Below are 23,366 nucleotides of genomic sequence, written 5' to 3'. Positions count from 1 at the left end.
CCCCACTCCACCGCCCGGGCATGGCCCGGCAAGGGTTCCCCCATGAACTCAACAGCACTCAAGGCGCTGGCGGACGCGTTTGACCGTCAGTTCCAGGCGCCAAAGCCGAAATCCAAACTTCTCCCAACCGTCCGGGCCAACGAGCCTTTGCCCGACCTGGTGATCACCGGCCCCATCAACCGCGTCATGGAACTGGAGGGCAAGCGGTTCGCCGTGGACTTCGTGCAGGGCCTGGGCCCATCCATCCGGCGCGAGCCAACGCGGACCAAGGCCATTGCCGACCTGACCCGGTACGCCGCACAGCAACCTGCCAGCGTTACCAGCGGCGTCAAGATCGTTATCGATATGTTGAAGGGGGCGTGATGACCGCCCTGCGCCGCACCACCACGATTCGCGGGCGGCCCATGAAGCCGCTCGACCTCGAAACCATCTGTGACCAGTGCGGGAAGTCCCGCGCCCACGGTAACCACGACAAATGCAGCAAGGCCCGGCAACGAGAAATGGCCGAGTTGCGCGCACTGGAGAAACAATCATGAGCACCCTTTACCCATCACGCACCGCCGATAAATTCGTGGTGCGCCTGCCCGACGGCCTGCGCAACGAAGTTCAAGGCGCTGCCGACTACCTCGACACCAGCATGAACACGGTGTTTGTCCAGGCCGTGCGCCAGTACCTGGACAATCAGAAGCGCCAGCAACAGTTGCTGGATGCACTGGCAAAAGCCGTCACCGGCAAGGAAGAACTGGACGCCGTACTGCATTGGCGCGGCAAGCACACCCAGGCGATCCGGGAACGTGACGCTCTGCAACAGCGCCTGACCGCAGCGGATGAGCGTGCGGATGAGTGGGCGGGGTTGTTGCGGGAGGCTTGGGAATACGACATCGGTACGCCGCTGAAACGCAAGATCATGGCCGCACTCAAGCCAGCAGAGGGTAGTGGTGATGAGGTCGCGCATGACCGCGCCTTTCGAAACGGGCTTATGCAGGGCTACAACTTGGCACTCAACGGCAGCGAGAAAGAATACCAAGACGCCGTAGCTAGGTACTCTGGTGGAAAAGATGCGGAATAAGCATGCAGGAACCTGCTACCGCTGCAACCGGCGTGTGGAAGTCGGACAAGGGCACTTTGAGCGACATGCGGGCAGCTGGCGAACCCAGCACGCCGACTGCGCCATAAAGGCCAGAGAGGAAAAGCGATGCGCCAAGCCATGAAAGCCCAACTCCCCGCCTACTGCTGGTGCCTGCTGGCACTGGCACAACTGATTTGCTGAGGTGATTTATGAGTGCAAAGCGGAAGAAATCGACACAGCCCAACTGGTCCGAATGGATCGTTGGCAACACCGTTCGCTACATCGGCTCCGGCGAAGGCGGTGAGGACTGCCACGCATGCATGACGGTTGGCGCCGAATACTTGATTCATGAAGAGCCAGACACGCAAGAATCCATGCTCGTGCTGGATGACGACGGCGACGAAATCTCCGTGCTTGTTGGCGAATTCGAATGGGTGAAGCCATGACTACCAACCAAACGATTGACGGCGTGCCGCGTGCGCTAGCCCCGTGCCCATTCTGCGGTGAGTCCGATCTGAAACACGCTGCTTTTCGCTCTGCTCTTGATGTGCATTACAAAATCTACTGCACGAACTGCGGCGGCCAGTGCGAGGGCCAAACAACGGATGACGCGGTAAAGTGGTGGAACAACCGTCCTGGCGAAAGTAGCGGTCGAATTGCCAAAATGTGGCTGAAGCTAATCAGCGATTGCATTCCAGATGGTTACCCCAGCGACCCTGCCGTCGCTGTCCAGGATATGGCGAACGATCTGCGGAAATCGGTGGAACTTTTGAAAGGTTCCATGCCCCTGCCTGAGCATGAGTTCTTCATGAACAAGTTGCGGCGGGAGTTTTTAGATGCGCAACCCGCGCAGATAGCGTTCCCCGGATACCAGCCGGTCCCCGAGGATCGTAAGTTTCCCGAGGCGGTAGCGGTGGTGAAAACCTGCTGCGGCTCGTGCCCTGGCGGCTGCACCATCGGCAACAAGCCTTAACCCCTCTCTGTACCCCCTCCCCTTCAATCAATCCACCCGGCAACGGCGTGGCGAGGCATTCCCATGGCTACCAGAAAGCAAACGGTCATCGATGACCCGACGGCGTTGGTCGTCGACAAGGTTTTAGAAAAGCGGCTCGCCGAACTGATCGGCACCACCCCCAAGGCGCTGGAGCACAAGCGCTTGAGCGGAATCATTCCCCACGGCGTCTGGCTCAAAGAGGGCGGCCGCATCATGTACAGTTTGGAGCGATACAACGCATGGGCAGAAAACCAATGGATCATCCAGATGGAGTCGAGACCAGGGGCAACAGCGTCAGGGTCCGTTTTACTTGGAACGGTCAGCGTCGAAGCGAGCCAACGCCGTATCAGCCGACCCCCAAGGGGCTCGCAGCGGCAGGTGGTCTCCGCGCTCGTGTAAAGGAGCTGATCAGGCTCGGCGCGATGACAGACGACCTGTACGCCGAGCTGTTCCCCAACTCCAGCTACAATCTGGACCGCAAGACGCCGACGTTCGGCGAGTTCGCCCAGGTGTGGTTGGATAGCCGCGATATCGTCGAGGGCACCCGCGACAACTACAAGAGTGTGTTCAATCGGTTCTGGATGCCTGCCTTCACAGCCAAGCGCATCGACAATATCACCTCGTCGGATATCCGGCGGGTGGTATCCAGCATTGCCTGGGAGTCGCCAGGCGTTCGCCGCAACGCCATGGACAAGCTGTCCAGCCTCATGGGCGCGGCGGTGACAGATGGATACAACGCGCGCAATCCCTGCCTATCCATGCCCCGGGCGAAGCTGCCAAAGCGGCCGGTCGATCCGTTTGAACGGGAAGAGGCAGAGCGCATCATTGCCGACATGTACCAGCACCTGACTGGGCCGACCAAGATCTACGCCGCCTATTTCGAGTTCGCTTTCTTCTCCGGCATGCGGCCGGGCGAGCAGCGCGCACTCAAGTGGGCAGAGCTCGACAAGGAAAAGCGGCGGGCCCACGTATGTCGCGGAATCGTGAAGGGCAAGCTGTGCGAACGCATCAAGACCAAGAGCGTGCGCGACGTGCTGCTGAATGACAGGGCGATGAATGCCCTTGAGGTGGCCAGGTCACTGGCTGTTGATGGGGCGGAGTTTGTGTTCGCTCCCGTGGATGGCAGTAGCGAGTTCATCAAGTCGGACAGCACCACGAAGAAATACTTCATGGCCTCACTGACCCGGCTGGGGATACGCCGGCGCCGGCAGTACGACTGCCGTCACACCTACGCAACAATGTGCCTGATGGCGAACATGAAGGTCGGTTTTATTGCAAACCAACTGGGCCACAGTGTACAAATGCTGCTCTCGACCTATGCCAAGTGGATCAACTCCACGTCGGACTGGGCCGAACTGAACAAGCTGTAATCCTGTGGTTTTGGCCCATTTGTGGCCCAGGCCATTCAGGGAAAGAGGCGAAAGCCCCTAAAGCTAAGCCACCTATTGGTAAGACGCGACATTTAATTATAAGATCGCGCCTTCCCCTATTTCGTCGCCCCGTGCGGCTTTCGCCGCAGGTCTCGCCCGTTTTCACAATAAACAAGGCTTTGAGTATCTGCGGTCTGTTGCAAAAAGGTAGTTAATGATGAGCGCAAGGCACTTTCTCTCCCTGATGGATTGCACGCCCGAAGAGCTGGTCAGCGTGATCCGTCGAGGCATTGAGCTTAAAGACCTGCGTAACCGCGGCGTACTGTTCGAGCCTTTGAAAAACCGCGTGCTCGGGATGATTTTCGAGAAATCGTCGACCCGCACCCGCTTGTCCTTCGAGGCCGGCATGATCCAGTTGGGTGGCCAGGCCATCTTCCTGTCGCCGCGTGACACCCAGCTGGGCCGTGGCGAGCCAATCAGCGATTGCGCGATTGTCATGTCGCGCATGCTCGATGCGGTGATGATCCGGACCTTTGCCCACAGCACCCTGACCGAATTTTCCGCGAACTCCCGGGTACCGGTGATCAACGGCCTGTCCGATGACCTGCACCCGTGCCAGTTGCTGGCCGACATGCAAACCTTCCTCGAGCACCGTGGCTCGATCCAGGGCAAGACCGTGGCCTGGATCGGCGACGGCAACAACATGTGCAACAGTTATATAGAAGCGGCGATCCAGTTCGACTTCCACCTGCGCATCGCCTGCCCGGAAGGCTTCGAACCGTCCGCCGAATTCCTGGCCAAAGCCGATGGTCGCGTGCAGATCCTGCGTGATCCAAAAGACGCGGTGGTCGGCGCGCACCTGGTAAGCACCGATGTCTGGACCTCCATGGGCCAGGAAGACGAAACCGCCAAGCGCCTGAAGCTGTTTGCACCGTTCCAGGTCACCCGCGCCCTGCTCGACCTGGCCGCGCCGGACGTGCTGTTCATGCACTGCCTGCCTGCCCACCGTGGCGAAGAAATCAGCCTCGATCTGCTCGACGACCCGCGTTCGGTCGCCTGGGACCAGGCAGAAAACCGTCTGCATGCACAAAAGGCCCTGCTCGAATTTCTGGTCGAACCGGCGTACCACCACGCATGAGCAAGCCATTACTGCTGAACCTGCGCAATCTGGCATGCGGCTATCAAGATCAGCGGGTGGTACAGAACCTCAACCTGCACCTCAACGCCGGCGACATCGGTTGCCTGCTCGGCTCCTCGGGGTGCGGCAAGACCACCACCCTGCGTGCGATCGCAGGGTTCGAACCGGTACACGAAGGCGAAATCAGCCTGGCCGGCGAAGTCATCTCCAGTGCAGGGTTCACCCTGGCGCCGGAGAAACGTCGCATCGGCATGGTGTTCCAGGACTACGCGCTGTTTCCCCACCTGAGCGTGGCCGACAACATCGCCTTTGGCATTCGCAAGCACCCGCAGAAAGACCGCGTGGTCGCCGAATTGCTGGAGCTGGTCAACCTGAAGAACCTGGGCAAGCGTTTTCCCCACGAGCTGTCCGGTGGTCAGCAACAACGCGTGGCCCTCGCCCGCGCCTTGGCGCCGGAGCCGCAATTGTTGCTGCTCGACGAACCCTTCTCCAACCTCGATGGCGAGCTGCGACGCAAGCTCAGCCATGAGGTGCGCGACATTCTCAAGGCACGTGGCACCAGTGCGATCCTGGTGACCCATGACCAGGAAGAAGCATTTGCCGTGAGTGACCACGTCGGCGTGTTCAAGGAAGGTCGCCTGGAGCAGTGGGATACGCCCTACAACCTCTATCACGAACCGCTCACACCCTACGTCGCAAGCTTTGTCGGCCAGGGCTATTTCATCCGTGGCCAATTGTGTACGCCGGAATCGGTCAGCACCGAGCTCGGCGACCTGCGCGGCAACCGCGCGTATAGCTGGCCGGCAGGTGGCGCCGTGGATGTATTGCTGCGCCCGGACGACATCGTCTACGCACCGGACAGCGCATTGAAAGCGCGGATCGTCGGCAAGACGTTCCTCGGCGCCTCGACCTTGTACCGCCTGCAACTGCCGACGGGCGCCCAGTTGGAGTCGATCTTCCCCAGCCACGCCGACCATCAGGTCGGTGCAGACGTGGGGATCCGCGTCGCCGTCGAACACCTGGTGCTGTTCCGGGCTTCCGGCAGCACGGCGGCGCAGATTCCGCACACCGATTCGGGTGTGCGGCGCTACAGCCCGGCCAACTGAAGAACCCCGCTCCAGCCTTCGAACTCAGGCCCGGCCGATCGGCGCGAACGTGGCCTGGGTATGCTCGGCCAGAACCGCTGCGGACAGCTCTACTTCCAACCCCCGTCTCCCGGCGCTGACAAAAATCGTCGGGAACGGCTGCGCAGTAATATCAATAAAGGTGCGCAAACGCTTTTTCTGTCCCAACGGGCTGATCCCACCCAGCAGATAGCCAGTGGAACGCTGCGCCGCCGCCGGGTCGGCCATCTCGACTTTTTTCACCCCGGCGGCGTGCGCCAGGGCTTTCAAGTCCAGACTTCCGACGACCGGCACCACCGCCACCAATAATTCGCCCTTCTCGCTGCTCGCCAGCAAGGTCTTGAACACCTGCGCCGGGTCCAGACCCAACTTTTCCGCGGCCTCCAGGCCATACGAGGCAGCTTTGGGATCGTGTTCATAACTGTGAATGCGATGTTCGGCGCGAACTTTTTTCAACAAATCCAATGCGGGGGTCATGGACGCTCCAGGCGTGGCAAACGGATGGCCAATTCTAGGCCAAGCCCACACAAAACGCTCTAGTACGCCCCTCACTCATGGCAATACTTACTGTGGCGAGCGTGATCATTCATCAAACCTATAGTTCGAAAATGACTGATAGTTCACTTTCGACCTTTGACAGCAGTCATTCTTGTCTATATTTTTTCGTTTCCGAATACTGTAGGAATACATCCGCAGCATTCCAGCAGTAAGCCGTGCCCGGGATGGGGATCCTCGACACGGTGAAAATCGCGCAAGGCCCGTTGAGGCCAGACGCCAGACAAGAACAACAAATTGAGGTTTTCCATGACAACTGCACTTCAACAGCCTTCACTTTCGAGCCAATGCATGGCCGAATTCCTGGGGACTGCGCTTCTGATCTTCTTCGGTACCGGTTGTGTCGCTGCGCTCAAGGTCGCGGGTGCCAGCTTTGGCTTATGGGAAATCAGTATCATCTGGGGGATCGGCGTGAGCATGGCGATCTACCTGAGCGCGGGCATCTCCGGGGCACATCTGAACCCGGCGGTCAGCATCGCCCTGTGTCTCTTTGCCGATTTCGACAAGCGCAAACTGCCCTTCTATATCCTCGCCCAAGTCGCCGGCGCCTTCTGCTCCGCGGCCCTGGTGTACACGCTCTACAGCAACCTGTTTTTCGATTACGAACAAACCCACCATCTGGTGCGCGGCACCCAGGCCAGCCTGGAATTGGCCTCGGTATTCTCGACTTATCCCCATGCACTGCTGAGCACGGCCCAGGCCTTCCTGGTGGAAATGGTCATCACCGCGATCCTGATGGGCGTGATCATGGCCCTGACCGACGATAACAACGGCCTGCCACGCGGCCCGTTGGCACCGCTGCTGATCGGCTTGCTGATCGCGGTGATTGGCAGCGCGATGGGCCCGCTGACCGGCTTTGCGATGAACCCGGCACGGGATTTCGGGCCCAAGCTGATGACCTTTTTCGCCGGTTGGGGTGAAATGGCCTTTACTGGCGGGCGTGATATTCCCTACTTCCTGGTGCCGATTTTCGCACCGATTGTCGGTGCATGCCTGGGGGCTGCAGCGTATCGCGGGCTGATTGCCCGTCACCTGCCAAGCGCCGCACCCGCTGTCGCCGAAACCGAAGACAGCGCCGTCAACGGCAACACCCGCATTTCCTGATAGCCAGCCTGGTCCACCCTGCCCCTTCGTGGCCCAGGCGGTTTACCCACTTCCTTATTTCTCGTCCAAGGCAATCGACATGACCGACATTCAGAATAAGAACTACATCATTGCCCTCGATCAGGGCACCACCAGTTCCCGGGCGATCATCTTCGATCGTGACGCCAACGTGGTCTGCACCGCCCAACGTGAGTTCGCCCAGCATTACCCGCAAGCGGGCTGGGTCGAACATGACCCGATGGAAATCTTCGCGACCCAGAGCGCGGTGATGGTCGAAGCCCTGGCCCAGGCCGGCCTGCACCATGACCAGGTCGCCGCCATCGGTATCACCAACCAGCGCGAAACCACCGTGGTCTGGGACAAAGTCACCGGCCGCCCGATCTACAACGCCATCGTTTGGCAGTGCCGCCGCAGCACCGAGATCTGCCAGCAGCTCAAGCGTGATGGCCACGAGCAATACATCAGCGACACCACCGGCCTGGTCACCGACCCGTACTTCTCCGGCACCAAGCTCAAGTGGATTCTCGATAACGTCGAAGGCAGTCGCGAACGTGCGCGCAACGGCGAGCTGCTGTTCGGCACCATCGACAGCTGGCTGATCTGGAAATTCACCGGCGGCAAGACCCACGTCACCGACTACACCAACGCCTCGCGCACCATGCTCTTCAACATCCACACCCTGGAGTGGGACGCGAAGATGCTGGACATCCTCGATGTGCCGCGGGAAATGCTGCCGGAAGTGAAATCGTCGTCGGAAATCTACGGCCGCACCAAGAGTGGCATTGCCATCGGCGGCATCGCCGGTGACCAGCAGGCCGCGCTGTTCGGCCAGATGTGCGTGGAACCGGGCCAGGCCAAGAACACCTACGGCACCGGTTGCTTCCTGCTGATGAACACCGGCGACAAAGCGGTGAAATCCAAGCACGGCATGCTCACCACCATCGCCTGCGGCCCGCGTGGCGAAGTGGCCTACGCCCTGGAAGGCGCCGTGTTCAACGGTGGCTCCACCGTACAGTGGCTGCGCGACGAGCTGAAAATCATCAACGACGCCCACGACACCGAATACTTCGCCGGCAAGGTCAAGGACAGCAACGGCGTGTACCTGGTGCCCGCGTTCACCGGCCTGGGCGCGCCGTATTGGGACCCGTATGCCCGTGGCGCGTTGTTCGGCCTGACCCGTGGCGTGCGCGTGGATCACATTATTCGCGCAGCTCTGGAGTCGATTGCCTACCAGACCCGCGACGTATTGGACGCGATGCAGCAGGACTCCGGCGAACGCCTTAAATCCCTGCGCGTGGACGGCGGCGCAGTGGCCAACAACTTCCTGATGCAGTTCCAGGCCGATATCCTCGGCACCCAGGTCGAACGCCCGCAAATGCGCGAAACCACGGCACTCGGCGCCGCCTACCTGGCGGGCCTGGCCTGCGGCTTCTGGGGCAGCCTGGAGGAATTGCGCGGCAAAGCGGTGATCGAGCGCGAATTCGAACCCCAGCTCGAAGAAGCGGCCAAGGAGAAACTCTACGCCGGCTGGCAAAAAGCGGTGAGCCGCACCCGTGATTGGGAACCGCACGAAGGCGCTGAATAAGCCCTTCGCCGGAACCACTTAGGGTTGTAACTGGCAGGGAGCAGATTCCTGCGTCATCATGGGCCACTTTTGTATGGCAGCCCAAAGGACGCCCAATGAATCTGCCTCCCCGCCAGCAACAAATCCTCGAACTGGTCCGCGAACGCGGCTACGTCAGTATCGAGGAAATGGCGCAGTTGTTCGTTGTCACCCCGCAAACCATCCGCCGCGATATCAACCAGCTGGCGGACGCCAACCTGTTGCGCCGCTACCACGGCGGCGCAGCCTATGATTCCAGCGTCGAAAACACCGCATACGCCATGCGGGCCGACCAGATGCGCGACGAGAAACAGCGCATCGGCGAAGCGATCGCCGCACAAATCCCCGACCATGCCTCGCTGTTCATCAACATCGGCACCACCACCGAATCCATCGCCCGTGCGTTGCTCAACCACAATCACCTGAAAATCATCACCAACAACCTCAACGTCGCCACCATGCTCAGCGCCAAGGACGACTTCGACGTGCTGCTGACTGGCGGGAGTGTGCGACGTGACGGCGGCGTGGTGGGCCAGGCCAGCGTCGACTTTATCAACCAGTTCAAGGTCGATTTCGCCCTGGTCGGCATCAGCGGTATCGATGAAGACGGTAGCCTGCTCGACTTCGACTACCAGGAAGTGCGGGTTTCCCAGGCGATCATCGCCAATGCGCGCAAGGTGATCCTGGCGGCTGACTCGAGCAAATTCGGGCGCAATGCCATGATTCGCCTGGGCCCGATCAGCCTGGTGGACTGCCTGGTGACTGACCAGCAGCCGGTGCCGGCGCTGGTGCAGTTGTTGAACCAGCATAAGGTTCGGCTGGAAGTCGTCTAGCGCCTGCACTGATGCTATCGGGGGCAAGCCCCCTCCCACACTTTGATGTGTGAACCCATTCAAATGTGGGAGGGGCTTGCCCCCGATAGCGATTGATCCAGCCCCCATTTCCTTGAGCCTTCCCCAGGCACATGTTCACAAATTTTCCTTTTCTCGCCCTTCGATGAGTTTTTTCAATCGAAGTCGGGTGGCTGTGGGCGCGTTTATCAGCTACAATTTTCGGAAATGAACATTAATGTTCGATTTCCAATACGAAAAGATCGCGAGGCCAGCCGATGAACCCTTCCACCTTGCCTGCTCCACCGCTTGCCGAAGTCTATGACGTTGCCGTAATCGGTGGCGGGATCAATGGCGTCGGCATTGCAGCAGACGCAGCCGGGCGCGGGTTGTCGGTATTCCTTTGCGAAAAGGACGACCTGGCCAGCCACACGTCTTCCGCCAGCAGCAAGCTGATCCACGGTGGCCTGCGTTACCTCGAACATTACGAATTCCGCCTGGTGCGCGAAGCCCTGGCCGAACGCGAAGTCCTGCTGGCCAAGGCCCCGCACATCGTCAAGCAGATGCGCTTTGTGTTGCCGCACCGCCCGCACCTGCGTCCGGCGTGGATGATCCGCGCCGGCCTGTTCCTGTATGACCATCTGGGCAAGCGCGAAAAGCTCGCCGGTTCGAAAAGCCTCAAGTTCGGCCCCGACAGCCCGCTGAAAAGCGAAATCACCAAAGGCTTCGAATATTCCGACTGCTGGGTCGATGACGCCCGCCTGGTGGTGCTCAACGCCATGGCCGCGCGTGAAAAAGGCGCACACATCCACACCCAAACCCGTTGCGTCAGCGCGTACCGCAGCAAGGGCCTGTGGGAAATGAACATGGAACGCACCGACGGCAGCCTGTTCTCGATCCGCGCCAAGGCGCTGGTGAACGCCGCCGGGCCGTGGGTCGCCAAATTCATCAAGGAAGACTTGAAGCTGGATTCGCCCTACGGCATCCGTCTGATCCAGGGCAGCCACCTGATCGTGCCGAAACTGTACGAAGGCGCCCACGCGCACATCCTGCAGAACGAAGACCAGCGCATCGTGTTCACGATTCCATACCTGGACCACCTGACCATCATCGGCACCACCGACCGCGAATACACCGGCGATCCGGCGAAAGTGGCGATTACCGAAGGTGAAACCGACTACTTGCTCAAGGTGGTCAACGCTCACTTCAAGAAACAACTGAGCCGCGACGACATCGTCCACACCTACTCCGGCGTGCGCCCGCTGTGCAACGACGAGTCGGACAACCCGTCGGCCATCACCCGCGACTACACCCTGTCGCTCTCCGGCGGCGCTGGCGAGGCGCCGATCCTGTCGGTGTTCGGCGGCAAACTGACCACCTACCGCAAGCTCGCCGAGTCGGCGATGGCCCACCTGGCGCCCTATTTCACACAGATGCGCCCAAGCTGGACCGCCACCGCCAGCCTGCCGGGCGGCGAAGACATGAGCACGCCGCAAGCCCTCGCTGCGGCCATCCGTACCCAGTTCGACTGGGTGCCAAGCGAAATCGCGCGGCGCTGGTCCACCACCTACGGCAGCCGCACCTGGCGCCTGCTCGAAGGCGTGCAATCGCTGGCCGACCTCGGCGACCACCTCGGTGGCGGCCTGTACACCCGCGAAGTCGACTACCTGTGCGCCGAAGAATGGGCGACCCAACCCGAGGACGTGCTGTGGCGCCGCACCAAGCTTGGCCTGTTCACCACCCCGGAAGAACAGGCCAATGTGCGGCGTTATCTGTCCAAGGTGGAGCATAACCGCAGCAAGATCCAGGCGGCCTGACAGACTGCTCGTACAAAAGCCCCTGCGCCGCAAGGCCCGGGGGCTTTTTCATATCGGTTCAGCCATTCGGTTTTCCGAACACCATTCCCCTGCGCGATTCGGTTTGCCGGACCTGGCCGTTATAAATCCTCGCTCATAAAAACTTAATTACTATATAAATCATATAGTTAACCTTTTACTCGTGGACTGGCACGACTCATGCTCTACACTTCAGGACGATTGCCTGAGATGCCTCAGGAGCCGTCACGGGCATTCGCTGTATAAGAGAGCCGCTTAACCGGCTTCATAAAAAAAACAAATGTCGAGGAAGTATTGATGCGCATCGTTCCCCATATTTTGGGCGCAGCTATCGCTGCCGCTCTGATCAGCACTCCAGTTTTCGCCGCCGAACTCACCGGCACGCTGAAAAAAATCAACGACTCGGGCACCATCACCCTCGGGCACCGCGACAGCTCCATTCCGTTTTCCTACATCGCGGATGGTTCGGGTAAACCGGTCGGCTACTCCCACGACATTCAGCTGGCGATCGTCGAAGCCCTGAAAAAAGACCTGAACAAGCCCCAGCTGCAGGCCAAGTACAACCTGGTCACGTCCCAGACCCGTATCCCGCTGGTGCAGAACGGCACCGTGGACATCGAGTGCGGTTCCACCACCAACAACGCCGAACGCGCCCAGCAAGTCGCGTTCACCACCAACATCTTCGAAATCGGCACCCGCCTGCTGGTCAAGAAAGACAAGGATGGCAAGCCGTCCTATAGCGACTTCGCCGACCTCAAAGGCAAAAACGTCGTGACCACCGCCGGCACCACGTCCGAGCGCATCATCAAGGCGATGAACGCCGACAAGCAGATGGGCATGAACGTCATCTCCGCCAAAGACCACGGCGAGTCCTTCCAGATGCTGGAAAGCGGCCGCGCCGTTGCCTTCATGATGGACGACGCCCTGCTGGCCGGTGAAGAAGCCAAGGCCAAGAAGCCGAATGACTGGGTTATCACTGGTACTCCGCAGTCCTTCGAAGCCTACGCCTGCATGGTTCGCAAAGAAGATCCTGCGTTCAAGAAAGCCGTGGATGACGCCATCGTCGCTCTCTACAAATCCGGTGAAATCAACAAGATTTATAGCAAGTGGTTCGAAAGCCCGATCCCACCAAAAGGCCTGAACCTGAACTTCCCGATGAGCGACAAGGTCAAGGAACTGATCGCCAATCCGAGCGATAAGCCTGCGCCTGACGTAAAAATCTGATTTCTGGCTAACCTTATCTCCTGAGGGAGCCACTCCTCCCTCAGGCGTCTGTTACTACCTGCTGGCTATATTTTGGAACACTCGACCGGGCGGTTTTCGAGCCGATCGTGTGTGCCTGGCGTTCACCGTCAGGCGGGAACGGATTTTCCCCAAGCGGGTGCTTGTACATCGATCGATCTCGAGGGGAGACCCTAATGAATTACAACTGGGACTGGGGCGTGTTCTTCAAGTCCACTGGCGTTGGCAGCGAGACTTATCTCGACTGGTACATCGCCGGCCTGGGCTGGACCATTGCCATCGCCGTCGTGGCATGGATCATCGCCTTGCTGCTGGGCTCCATGCTGGGGGTCATGCGTACCGTGCCAAACCGTATCGTATCGGGCATCGCCACCTGCTACGTGGAACTGTTCCGCAACGTGCCGCTGCTGGTGCAGCTGTTCATCTGGTACTTCCTGATACCCGACCTGCTGCCGCAAAACCTGCAGGACTGGTACAAGCAAGACCTGAACCCGACCACCTCGGCCTACCTGAGCGTTGTGGTGTGCCTGGGCCTGTTCACCGCCGCCCGTGTCTGCGAGCAGGTACGCACCGGCATCCAGGCGCTGCCGCGTGGCCAGGAAGCCGCCGCCCGCGCCATGGGTTTCAAGCTGCCGCAGATCTACTGGAACGTGCTGCTGCCGCAGGCTTACCGGATCATCATTCCGCCGCTCACCTCGGAATTCCTCAACGTGTTCAAGAACTCCTCCGTGGCGTCCTTGATCGGCCTGATGGAATTGCTGGCGCAAACCAAGCAGACCGCCGAATTCTCGGCCAACCTGTTTGAAGCCTTCACCCTGGCCACGCTGATCTACTTCACCCTGAACATGAGCCTGATGTTGCTGATGCGCCTGGTCGAGAAGAAAGTCGCCGTGCCCGGCCTGATCTCCGTGGGGGGTAAATAATGGAATTCGATTTCAGCGGCATCATCCCCGCGATCCCCGGCCTGTGGAACGGCATGGTCATGACCTTGCAGTTGATGGTCATGGGCGTGGTCGGCGGTATTGTCCTCGGCACGATCCTGGCGTTGATGCGCCTGTCGTCCAGCAAGTTGCTGTCACGCCTGGCCGGCGCCTACGTGAACTATTTCCGCTCGATCCCGTTGCTGCTGGTCATCACCTGGTTCTACCTGGCGGTGCCCTTCGTGCTGCGCTGGATCACCGGCGAAGACACGCCGATCGGTGCGTTCACCTCCTGCGTCGTGGCCTTCATGATGTTCGAGGCCGCGTACTTCTGTGAAATCGTGCGGGCCGGCGTGCAGTCGATCCCCAAGGGCCAGATGGCGGCCGCGCAGGCCATGGGCATGACTTACGGTCAGACCATGCGCCTGATCATCCTGCCCCAGGCGTTCCGCAAGATGACCCCGTTGCTGCTGCAACAGAGCATCATCCTGTTCCAGGACACCTCGCTGGTCTACACCGTGGGCCTGGTGGATTTCCTCAACTCCGCCCGTTCCAACGGCGACATCATCGGCCGCTCCAATGAGTTCCTGATCTTCGCCGGTGTCGTCTACTTCATCATCAGCTTTTCCGCCTCGCTGCTGGTCAAGCGTCTGCAAAAAAGGTTTGCCGTATGATCTCTATCAAAAACGTCAACAAGTGGTATGGCGACTTCCAGGTGCTGACCGATTGCAGCACCGAGGTTAAAAAAGGCGAAGTGATCGTGGTGTGCGGGCCGTCCGGCTCGGGTAAATCCACCCTGATCAAGTGCGTCAACGCGCTGGAACCGTTCCAGAAAGGCGACGTGATCGTCGACGGCACGTCCATCGCCGACCCGAAGACCAACCTGCCGAAACTGCGCTCGCGCGTCGGCATGGTGTTCCAGCACTTCGAGCTGTTCCCGCACCTGACCATCACCGAAAACCTGACCATCGCGCAGATCAAGGTGCTCGGCCGCAGCAAGGAAGAAGCCACCAAGAAGGGCCTGCAACTGCTTGATCGCGTCGGCCTGTCGGCGCACGCCCACAAGCACCCTGGCCAGCTTTCCGGTGGCCAGCAGCAACGTGTGGCGATTGCCCGCGCCCTCGCCATGGACCCGATCGTCATGCTGTTCGACGAACCGACCTCGGCCCTCGACCCGGAAATGGTCAACGAAGTGCTGGACGTGATGGTGCAACTGGCCCAGGAAGGCATGACCATGATGTGCGTGACCCACGAAATGGGCTTCGCCCGCAAAGTGGCCGATCGCGTGATCTTCATGGACGCCGGCAAGATCATCGAAGACTGCCCGAAAGAAGAGTTCTTCGGCGACATCAGCGCCCGCTCCGAACGCGCGCAGCACTTCCTCGAGAAAATCCTGCAGCACTAAAAAAGCCACAGCTTGCTCCTCCTGTAGGAGCGAGCTTGCTCGCAAAAAACGGCAACGATGAAGCGCACATCCTGGATGAACGCGGTGCCCTTGGTTTTTTCGCGAGCAAGCTCGCTCCTACAGGAAGGGGTGAGCGGTAGCTGACCCAAGGCATCTGTGATGAAATGCGACCCCAACCTCTATCGCGCCGCGCCGCCATCACTTGCCGTGAAGCCTCGTCTGATCCGCCAACTGTTCCTGCCGCCGTTGATCATCGCCCTGATGATCGGCCTGGGTTACATCGGCTTCTGGATCAGTGAGTACTATGGCATCCGCACCCTCAGCGATACCGGCGAACGCCAGCTGGAGCTGCATGCCCGCACCGTCGAAAGCGAACTGAGCAAATACACGTACCTGCCCAGCCTCCTGGAACTGGAATCCAGCGTGTCCACGCTGCTGGCCGAGCCGAACCAGGACACCCGCAAGACCGTCAACGACTACCTCGAAGGCCTGAACCGGCGCAGCCGCAGTCGGGCCATCTATGTGATGGACACCACCGGCCGCGTACTGGCCACCAGCAACTGGCGCGATGCCGACAGCTACCAGGGTGAAGACCTGTCCTTCCGCGCCTATTTCCAGAACGCCGTGCGCGGCCAGCCCGGGCGTTTCTATGGCATCGGCAGCACCAATGGCGAACCCGGCTACTACCTGGCCCACGGCCTGGAAGAGCACGGCAAGATCATCGGCGTCGCCGTGGTCAAGGTCCGCCTCGAAGCCCTGGAGGAACGCTGGAAACGCGCGCGTCTCGAAGCGTTTGTCAGCGACGAGAACGGTATCATCATCCTTTCCAGCGACCCGGCCCGCCGCCTCAAGGCCGTGCGCCCCCTGAGCGATGAGACCAAGGACCGCCTGGCGCACAGCCTGCAATATTACTGGGCGACGCTGAACGAGCTGGAGCCTCTGGCCCGCGAGCGCCTCAACGAAGGCACAGAAAAACTGACCTTTCCGGCCAACAGCGAAGTGGTGGCCGACGAACACGAAGTCAGCTACCTGGCCCAGACCCGGCCGCTGAGCGACACGCCGTGGAATTTCACCCTGCTCACCCCGCTCAACGACCTGCGCCGTGCGGCGATCAACCAGGGCATCCTGGTGGCCGTCGCCTTTGGCCTGGTGGCGCTCCTGCTGATTGCCTGGAACGAACGACGCAAAGTCATCGCCACCCGCCTCGCCGCCCGGGAAGCCTTGCAGGAAGCCAACAGCCAGCTGGAACGCCGGATTGCCGAACGCACCGCCGACCTGCGCGCGAGCAACGAGCGCCTCAAGGGGCAGATTCGCGAACGCCGCCAGGCCGAGGAAACCCTGCGCCGCGCCCAGGATGAGCTGGTGCAGGCGGGCAAGCTGGCGGCCATCGGCCAGATGTCCACCAGCATCGCCCACGAATTGAACCAGCCCCTCGCCGCGTTGCGCACGTTGTCCGGCAATACCGTGCGCTTCCTCGAACGCGGCGCGCTGGATACCGCCAGCGCCAACCTCAAGACCATCAACGAATTGATCGACCGCATGGGCCGCATCACCGCCAGCCTGCGCTCCTTCGCACGGCGCGGTGACGACCAGGGCGAAGCCAGCCTGGGCAAGGCCGTGGATGCCGCGTTCCAAGTGCTCGGCGCACGCCTCGACAGCCTGCCTCTGACGCTGCACCGCGACTTTGCCCCGGCCCAATTGCAGATCGACCAGACGCGCCTGGAGCAGATCCTGGTCAATCTGATCGGCAACGCCCTCGATGCCATGCAAGCACAACCGGCGCCGGAACTGTGGCTGGAAGGCCACGAAGCCGACGGCAAATACCGCCTGCAGGTGCGCGATAACGGCCATGGCATCGACCCCGAGGCGCGCAAGCATCTGTTCGAACCGTTCTTCACCACCAAACCCGGCGAGCAAGGCCTGGGCCTTGGCCTTACGTTGTCCGCCAGCCTGGCCGCGGCCACCGGCGGCAACCTCGCCGTGGAGCATCCCGTCGGTGGTGGTACTGCCTTTGTCCTGAGCCTGCCGCTGGTGGGCGCTCAAACAGCCGAGTCGTCATGAACGTAGAAAAAAACCCTGACCTCACCGTCCTGATCGTCGAAGACGACCCCCACGTGCTGCTCGGCTGCCAGCAAGCCCTGGCACTGGAAGACATCCCCAGCGTCGGCGTGGGCAGTGCCGAAGAGGCGCTCAAGCGCATCGGCGAGAACTTTGCTGGCATCGTCATCAGCGATATCCGCCTGCCGGGTATCGACGGCCTGGAACTGCTCACCCGCCTCAAGGCCCTGGATAAAAGCCTGCCGGTGGTATTGATTACCGGGCACGGCGATATTTCCATGGCGGTCGGCGCCATGCGCAACGGCGCCTATGACTTCATGGAAAAACCCTTCTCTCCCGAACGCCTGGTCGACGTCGCGCGCCGCGCCCTGGAACAGCGCGGGCTGGCGCGGGAAGTCTGGGCGCTGCGCCGCCAGTTGGCCGAGCGCGACTCCCTGGAAGGACGCATCATCGGCCGCTCGCCGGCGATGCAGAACCTGCGCGAATTGATCGCCAACGTCGCGGATACGTCGGCCAACGTGCTGATCGAAGGCGAGACCGGCACCGGCAAGGAACTGGTCGCGCGGTGCCTGCATGATTTCAGCCGACGCCACGCTCACCCGTTCGTCGCGCTGAACTGCGGCGGCCTGCCGGAGAACCTGTTCGAAAGCGAGATTTTCGGCCACGAAGCCAACGCCTTTACCGGCGCCGGCAAACGTCGGATCGGCAAGATCGAGCACGCCCACGAAGGCACGCTGTTTCTCGATGAAGTGGAAAGCATGCCGATCAACCTGCAGATCAAGCTGCTGCGCGTGTTGCAGGAACGCACCCTCGAACGCCTGGGTTCGAACCAGAGCGTGGCGGTGGATTGCCGAGTGATCGCCGCCACCAAATCCGACCTCGACGAATTGAGCCGCGCCAGCCAGTTCCGTAGCGACCTGTACTACCGCCTCAACGTCGTGACCCTGGAACTGCCGCCTTTGCGCGAACGCCGCGAAGACATCCTGCAACTGTTCGAACACTTCCTGCAGCAATCATCCCTGCGCTTCGACCGCAGCGTGCCGGACCTCGACAACCAGACCCTGTCCAACCTGATGAGCCACGACTGGCCGGGCAACGTGCGTGAACTGCGCAACGTCGCCGAGCGCTTCGCCCTGGGCCTGCCCGCCTTCAAGAAAAGCGGCGCCAGCAGCGGCAGCCAGGGCCTGGCCTTCACCGAAGCGGTGGAAGCCTTCGAACGCAACCTGCTCAACGACGCGCTGCAACGCAGCGGCGGTAACCTGACCCAGGCCAGCCAGGAACTGGGAATGGCCAAGACCACCCTGTTCGACAAGGTCAAGAAATACGGTTTGAGCCACTGAGGAACCGCGCGTGGATCTGATATTGAAGGCCGCCCTGGGCGCGGCGGTGGTGCTGATACTGGCCGCGTTGGCCAAGACCCGGAATTACTACATCGCCGGGTTGGTGCCGCTGTTCCCGACCTTTGCGCTGATCGCCCATTACATCGTCGGCAAAGGCCGTTCGGTGGACGATTTGAAGACCACCATCCTGTTCGGGATGTGGTCGATCATTCCGTACTTTGTGTACCTGGCGACGCTCTACGTGCTGGTCGATCGCCTGCGCCTGGAAGCCTCTTTAGCCGTAGCAGCGCTAGCGTGGTTGATGGCAGCGACTGTTCTGGTCAGCGTCTGGGTACGCCTGCAGACCTGACACACCACAATCCAAATGTGGGAGGGGGCTTGCCCCCGATGGCGGTGGATCAGATACACATAGGCTGTCTGACCCACTGCTATCGGGGGCAAGCCCCCTCCCACATTTAGAACAGTGCTGTGCCAGGCAACTCAGCGGACTATTTTGTCGATCTGAATCCCCAGCTTCTTCAGGCGATACCAGAAGCTGCGCTCGGAAATCCCGATCTTCGCCGCTGCCGCCGCCTGTACGCCATTGCTCTCGTGCAATGCCGCCTGGATGTAGGCTTTTTCCACCTCCGCCAGCGCCGCATCCAGGTCCTGGGGAATGCCCGGTCCGTCGCTGAGGATCGCCGTCACGCCGCCCTCGCTGGGCTTGGACGCGAACAGATAACCCGGCAAGTCGATATCTTCAATCACCGGCGATGACGCCACGATCGTCGCGCGTTCCACGCAGTTCTGCAGCTCGCGGATATTGCCCGGCCAGTGATACGCCGTCATGGCCTGCAAGGCCTCGGGGCTGAAACCGGTGATGCGTTTACCCGCGGTGACGCTCAAGGTCTGGGCGAAGTGCCGAGCCAGGGGCGCGATGTCTTCCACGCGCTCGCGCAAGGGCGGCAGCGGGATCGGGAACACGTTGAGGCGGTAATACAAGTCCTCGCGAAACTCCTTATTGGCCACCGCCTCCAACAGGTTCTTGTTGGTGGCGGCGATCACGCGCACGTCCACCTTGCGCTCGCGGGGGTCGCCCACCGGCTCGATCACCCGCTCCTGCAAGGCGCGCAGAATCTTGGCCTGCAGCGCCAGCGGCATGTCGCCCACTTCGTCGAGAAACAGCGTGCCCTTGTCGGCCTGCATAAAACGCCCGACCCGGTCGGCCACGGCACCGGTGAAGGCGCCCTTGCGATGGCCGAACATTTCGCTTTCCAGCAGCCCTTCGGGAATCGCCGCGCAATTGACCGCGACGAACGGCTTGTCGGCCCGGCTGCCGTGCTTGTGGATGGCGCGGGCGACCATTTCCTTGCCGGTGCCGCTTTCGCCGGTCAGCAGGATCGTTGCGCTGCTGTCGCGCACCGAATCCACTGCCTGCAACACCTTGCGAAACGCCGGGCTGTCGCCCACCAGGCTGTCGAACTGCGCCTGCTCGTCCAGCTCGGCGCGCATGCGGGCGTTGTCGCGCATGATGTCGCGAAACTGCAGGGCCTTGGCCACGGTGATGTCCAGCTCGTCGATATCGAACGGCTTGGCAATGTAGTCATACGCACCGTTGCGCATCGACTGTACGGCGTTTTTCACCGTGCTGTAGGCGGTCATCACGATCACCGGCACCTGGGAATAGCGCGCCTTGATCTCGGCCAGCAGCGCCGGACCGTCCATGCCCGGCATGCGCCAGTCGCTGATCACCAGGTCGATGTCTTCCTGCTCCAGCACTTTGAGCGCGTGCAGGCCGTTACCCGCCGTGAACACCTGGACGCCATTCTGGCTGAGGGCCGACGACAACAGGTCACAGAGCTTGGGCTCGTCGTCGACCACCAATATGTTATGCGTCATGAGTGTCCTCGTCGTCTTCGCCGATTGCCGGAATGTACAGGCTGAACGTAGCGCCGGCATCATTCTCGCTGATGCATTCGATGCTGCCGTCGTGACTTTCCATGATCGAATAGACTTTGGCCAGGCCCAGGCCGGTGCCGGAGGCCTTGGTGGTGACGAACGGGGTGAAGATGCGCTCGATCATATCCGCCGGGATACCCTGGCCGGTGTCGGCGACGCTGATGACTGTGTTGTCGCCCATCGAACGAATGCCCAGGGTCAGGCGGCCACCTTCGGGCATTGCATCGATAGCGTTGAGAATCAGGTTGAGGCAGGCCTGTTTGAGCTGCTTGGCGTCGGCATAGATGGTCGCGCCAGGCGCCTGGTCGTCGATGTGGGCGTCGATTTTGTGGCTGGCCAGTTCCGGGCTGCAGAAGCCGAGGATCTCCTCCACCAGCGCGCGCGCCGGTTGCAATACGCGCAGCGGCGCGTTGGGTTTGGCGAAATCGAGAAACTCGGTGATCAGGTCGTTGATCCGGCTGACTTCGCTGATCACATATTCCAGGTGGCGCTTGTCGGCTTCCGGCAAGTCGGCGCGACGGTGCAGCAGTTGGGTGGCAGTCTTGATGATCCCCAGCGGGTTACGGATTTCGTGGGCCAGGCCCATGGCGACTTCACCCAGGGCATGCAGGCGGTCGCGCCGGCGCAGTTGGGCTTCGAGGTGATGCAACTCCCCCAGCCGTTCGGTCATATGGTTGAAGGTGCTGCTCAATTGCGCCAGCTCATCGCCGCCGCTGACCACCACACGGTGGGCATAATTGCCCGAGATCACGGCGCTCACGCCCTGGGACAGATCGCGCAACGGTTGGGTCAAGCGCCGCGACACCAGCAGCCCCGCCGCCAGGGACAGTGCCGAGCTGAGCAGGAAAATCAGCACGAACAGGTTGCTCTGGTTCACCAGCCCGACCAGGCTGGTATGGCGCAGCAGGCCGCTGAAGATCACGCCTTGCAGCTCGCCGGCATCGTTGAAGATCGGCCAGTACAAACCGCTGTATTTGTTGGTGAACTGTTCGCTGGGTTGCTTGCTGCTGCGCATCTCGGCTTCGACGCCTTTCGGGATGCGCGAGGGGTGATCCATGAAGCGCTGGGTCGAGAAAATTTCCGAGAAACCGCCGGGGTTGGCCAGGTACAGGCGCAGGTCGAGGGAATGCACGTCGGCTACGCTGGTGAGGAAACTGCTGTCCAGGTAGGTGGCCACCAGCAGCACGTAGTCAACGCCGTCCTGGCTGGTCTCGAAAGTCGAGACCACGATGCCGGTATTCACCCCCGCCACTTGCACGGTCTGCAATGCGGCGTTGCTGGTCAGGTTGATCTGCTTGACGATGTCATCGGGCGCGGTGCTGAACACCACCCGGTGGTCACTGCTGCGAATCAGGGCCACCACGTCGATGTCCGTGGCTTCGGCGATATCGGCGGCGAGCCTGTCGTGCTTGGCCGCCTGCCGGTTGGAGGGCGGGCTGGCGTAGCGCAGGAACAATTTCGCCATGCGCGCGTTGTCATGCAGGATGTCGCCGATCTCGTCCTTGACGATCTTGGTCGATTCCTGCAGCCAGATCCGCACGTTGCTGTCGAAAATCTGCGACAGCGTGGTGGCGGCCAACTCGGCCGCGATCATGGTCGGAATCACACTGACCAGCCAGAACGCCAGCACCAACTTGCGCTGGACGCTCCAGCGCGAAATGGCAAAGGGGCGGGCTTTCTGGCGGGTCTTGGTGATCATCAGGTTTCGCTTATCGCAGCAGCCATGGCAGGGTCGGAACGATCCGGTCGAAGAAACATTTTCACGAGTCTGAGCAGGCCGTTGACCAGCCGGTTACGGTGGCGGAAGAACAGGCTGTTGCCCTGGAACTCGCACCCCAGCCGCAGCTTACTGGCATATCCGGCCTGGCCACACTCATACAACGCAATATTGTGTTGGATACAGTAGTCGACATTGGTCAACCAACTACGGAAGTAGAGGTTGTAGTCACGGGTAAACTCCACGTCGTGCCCGAAGAACTTGTCGACCAGCCGATGCTCGTCCACCAGCATCAGGTTGAACGCCACCAAGTGCTCGTCGACCCAGTAAAGAACACAGACCGCGCGTTGTTCAAGGCGTTCGAGCACGCCGGTGAAATAACTCGCGGGCAAGCGTTCGAACTGCAGCTCGGCACGGGTCAGCGTGGCTTCGTACAGGCGCATGACCTCGGGCAGCACATCGTCGATGTTGCGCCGCCACTCCACCCTTGGGCCTGGCGCGCGCAGTTTGCGCCGCAAGTCCTTGCGCGTGGATTTGCCCAGCGAACCCAGGTAAGCGTCCACCGAGCCGTAAGGCAGCGGCAATAAGCCCGTGGGCAAGCTCGGCATGCTTTGAAAGCCAGCCGCGCGGCAACTGTCGGCCCAGTGCGGGTCCTGCGTCGGGGCATCCTTGACCGCCACCAGGCCGATGCCGAACTCATCGGCGTCCTGGCGCGCCGCCAGCAGCAGGTGCTTGAGTAACAGCGCGCGCCGAACCTCAGGCACGCCACTGGCAAACCCGGCGTCACAACGCTCGGCCACCGGCGAACCGATGGCGTACAGCCCCACTTGCAAAACACCCGGCCACAGCCGCTCCAGCCGCGAGGTCAAGCGCTTGCCGACGCCCGACACCGTGGTATCGAGGCGGTAATGGGTGATGAACGCGGCCGCCACGGCCACCAGCGCGCCGTCTTCAAATACCGCCAGGTAGCGCCATTGAAAATCGTCGATCGCGGCGTTTTCCACGGCAACGTAGTAGTCCCAGTCCTCCAGCGCACCGGGAAAACAGTCGTTCCAGGCACTGCGCCGGATGGCCCGGATGGTCGGGAAGGCTTGGGTGGTTATCACATCGAATCCTTTGTAGCG

At 61.1% G+C, this 23,366-nt stretch carries 23 protein-coding genes; 19 read left to right on the top strand and 4 right to left on the bottom strand.

Features of this window, described 5'->3' with window-relative positions; translation table 11 throughout:
* Positions 1–42 precede the first annotated feature (42 nt).
* From LQ249_RS06790 to LQ249_RS06755, 8 genes are all read left to right on the top strand, one after another.
* Positions 43–363 (top strand): hypothetical protein, encoded by a 321-nt coding sequence (locus LQ249_RS06790; protein ID WP_232566288.1) that lies wholly within the window; start codon positions 43–45, stop codon positions 361–363.
* Complete coding sequence (locus LQ249_RS06785; RefSeq protein WP_232566287.1) at positions 363–536, top strand: hypothetical protein; 174 nt, start codon at positions 363–365, stop codon at positions 534–536. The genes LQ249_RS06790 and LQ249_RS06785 overlap by 1 nt, the downstream gene beginning before the upstream one ends.
* Positions 533–1,069, top strand: coding sequence for an Arc family DNA-binding protein (locus LQ249_RS06780; protein ID WP_232566286.1), 537 nt, complete (start codon positions 533–535; stop codon positions 1,067–1,069). The genes LQ249_RS06785 and LQ249_RS06780 overlap by 4 nt, the downstream gene beginning before the upstream one ends.
* Positions 1,070–1,278: 209 nt before the next feature.
* On the top strand, positions 1,279–1,515 hold the full coding sequence (locus LQ249_RS06775) for a hypothetical protein (protein WP_232566285.1): 237 nt from the start codon (positions 1,279–1,281) through the stop codon (positions 1,513–1,515).
* The gene (locus LQ249_RS06770; protein ID WP_232566284.1) at positions 1,512–2,042 is read left to right on the top strand and encodes a Lar family restriction alleviation protein; all 531 of its coding nucleotides are present in this window, start codon (positions 1,512–1,514) and stop codon (positions 2,040–2,042) included. Before LQ249_RS06775 ends, LQ249_RS06770 begins: the two co-directional genes overlap by 4 nt.
* 260 nt (positions 2,043–2,302) lie before the next feature.
* Positions 2,303–3,433 (top strand): tyrosine-type recombinase/integrase, encoded by a 1,131-nt coding sequence (locus LQ249_RS06765; protein WP_232566283.1) that lies wholly within the window; start codon positions 2,303–2,305, stop codon positions 3,431–3,433.
* 217 nt (positions 3,434–3,650) lie between these two features.
* Complete coding sequence (gene argF, locus LQ249_RS06760) at positions 3,651–4,571, top strand: ornithine carbamoyltransferase (protein WP_026139754.1); 921 nt, start codon at positions 3,651–3,653, stop codon at positions 4,569–4,571.
* Positions 4,568–5,677, top strand: coding sequence for an ABC transporter ATP-binding protein (locus LQ249_RS06755; protein ID WP_046384545.1), 1,110 nt, complete (start codon positions 4,568–4,570; stop codon positions 5,675–5,677). The genes argF and LQ249_RS06755 overlap by 4 nt, the downstream gene beginning before the upstream one ends.
* Positions 5,678–5,701: 24 nt before the next feature.
* On the opposite strand, the gene ybaK is transcribed toward LQ249_RS06755, so the two are convergent.
* Positions 5,702–6,172 carry a Cys-tRNA(Pro) deacylase gene (gene ybaK, locus LQ249_RS06750; RefSeq protein WP_017844616.1) on the bottom strand — a complete coding sequence of 157 codons (471 nt, stop codon included), beginning with the start codon at positions 6,170–6,172 and terminating at the stop codon, positions 5,702–5,704.
* A 327-nt stretch (positions 6,173–6,499) separates the two neighbouring features.
* On the opposite strand from ybaK, the gene LQ249_RS06745 reads away from it, so the two are divergent.
* From LQ249_RS06745 to LQ249_RS06695, 11 genes are all read left to right on the top strand, one after another.
* Positions 6,500–7,354, top strand: a complete 855-nt coding sequence (locus LQ249_RS06745; protein ID WP_026139753.1) for an MIP/aquaporin family protein — start codon at positions 6,500–6,502, stop codon at positions 7,352–7,354.
* 79 nt (positions 7,355–7,433) lie between these two features.
* A complete protein-coding gene (glpK, locus tag LQ249_RS06740) occupies positions 7,434–8,939 on the top strand; it encodes a glycerol kinase GlpK (RefSeq protein ID WP_017844614.1) in 1,506 nt (501 codons plus the stop codon).
* Positions 8,940–9,034: 95 nt separating this feature from the next.
* Positions 9,035–9,790, top strand: a complete 756-nt coding sequence (locus LQ249_RS06735) for a DeoR/GlpR family transcriptional regulator (RefSeq protein WP_017844613.1) — start codon at positions 9,035–9,037, stop codon at positions 9,788–9,790.
* 275 nt (positions 9,791–10,065) lie between these two features.
* On the top strand, positions 10,066–11,604 hold the full coding sequence (glpD, locus tag LQ249_RS06730; protein ID WP_057004346.1) for a glycerol-3-phosphate dehydrogenase: 1,539 nt from the start codon (positions 10,066–10,068) through the stop codon (positions 11,602–11,604).
* 315 nt (positions 11,605–11,919) lie between these two features.
* Positions 11,920–12,846 (top strand): glutamate/aspartate ABC transporter substrate-binding protein, encoded by a 927-nt coding sequence (locus LQ249_RS06725; protein ID WP_017844611.1) that lies wholly within the window; start codon positions 11,920–11,922, stop codon positions 12,844–12,846.
* A 194-nt stretch (positions 12,847–13,040) separates the two neighbouring features.
* Positions 13,041–13,787: an amino acid ABC transporter permease gene (locus tag LQ249_RS06720; protein WP_017844610.1), complete on the top strand. Its 747-nt coding sequence runs from the start codon at positions 13,041–13,043 to the stop codon at positions 13,785–13,787.
* Positions 13,787–14,458 (top strand): amino acid ABC transporter permease, encoded by a 672-nt coding sequence (locus LQ249_RS06715; protein WP_046384547.1) that lies wholly within the window; start codon positions 13,787–13,789, stop codon positions 14,456–14,458. The genes LQ249_RS06720 and LQ249_RS06715 overlap by 1 nt, the downstream gene beginning before the upstream one ends.
* Positions 14,455–15,189, top strand: coding sequence for an amino acid ABC transporter ATP-binding protein (locus LQ249_RS06710; RefSeq protein WP_017844608.1), 735 nt, complete (start codon positions 14,455–14,457; stop codon positions 15,187–15,189). The genes LQ249_RS06715 and LQ249_RS06710 overlap by 4 nt, the downstream gene beginning before the upstream one ends.
* Before the next feature lie 159 nt (positions 15,190–15,348).
* Positions 15,349–17,250 carry a sensor histidine kinase gene (locus LQ249_RS06705; RefSeq protein ID WP_057004345.1) on the top strand — a complete coding sequence of 634 codons (1,902 nt, stop codon included), beginning with the start codon at positions 15,349–15,351 and terminating at the stop codon, positions 17,248–17,250.
* Positions 17,247–18,587: a sigma-54-dependent transcriptional regulator gene (locus tag LQ249_RS06700; protein WP_017844606.1), complete on the top strand. Its 1,341-nt coding sequence runs from the start codon at positions 17,247–17,249 to the stop codon at positions 18,585–18,587. The genes LQ249_RS06705 and LQ249_RS06700 overlap by 4 nt, the downstream gene beginning before the upstream one ends.
* Before the next feature lie 19 nt (positions 18,588–18,606).
* The gene (locus LQ249_RS06695; protein ID WP_162231505.1) at positions 18,607–18,936 is read left to right on the top strand and encodes a GlpM family protein; all 330 of its coding nucleotides are present in this window, start codon (positions 18,607–18,609) and stop codon (positions 18,934–18,936) included.
* Positions 18,937–19,067: 131 nt separating this feature from the next.
* Here the strand turns inward: LQ249_RS06695 and LQ249_RS06690 are convergent, their stop codons facing one another.
* The 3 genes from LQ249_RS06690 to LQ249_RS06680 are packed head-to-tail and all read right to left on the bottom strand — an operon-like array spanning position 19,068 to position 23,348.
* Entirely contained in the window at positions 19,068–20,465 is a 1,398-nt protein-coding gene (locus tag LQ249_RS06690; protein ID WP_057004344.1) for a sigma-54-dependent transcriptional regulator, read from the bottom strand.
* Positions 20,455–22,224, bottom strand: a complete 1,770-nt coding sequence (locus LQ249_RS06685; RefSeq protein WP_232566282.1) for a sensor histidine kinase — start codon at positions 22,222–22,224, stop codon at positions 20,455–20,457. The genes LQ249_RS06690 and LQ249_RS06685 overlap by 11 nt, the downstream gene beginning before the upstream one ends.
* Positions 22,224–23,348 carry a GNAT family N-acetyltransferase gene (locus LQ249_RS06680; protein WP_017844602.1) on the bottom strand — a complete coding sequence of 375 codons (1,125 nt, stop codon included), beginning with the start codon at positions 23,346–23,348 and terminating at the stop codon, positions 22,224–22,226. Before LQ249_RS06680 ends, LQ249_RS06685 begins: the two co-directional genes overlap by 1 nt.
* Positions 23,349–23,366 lie beyond the last annotated feature (18 nt).

This window comes from Pseudomonas sp. 7-41 (genome assembly GCF_021233075.1).
GTDB classification, from domain to species: Bacteria; Pseudomonadota; Gammaproteobacteria; order Pseudomonadales; family Pseudomonadaceae; genus Aquipseudomonas; species Aquipseudomonas veronii.
The sequence above is the reverse complement of the archived record's forward strand: the minus strand, read 5'-3'. Positions and strand labels throughout refer to the sequence as shown.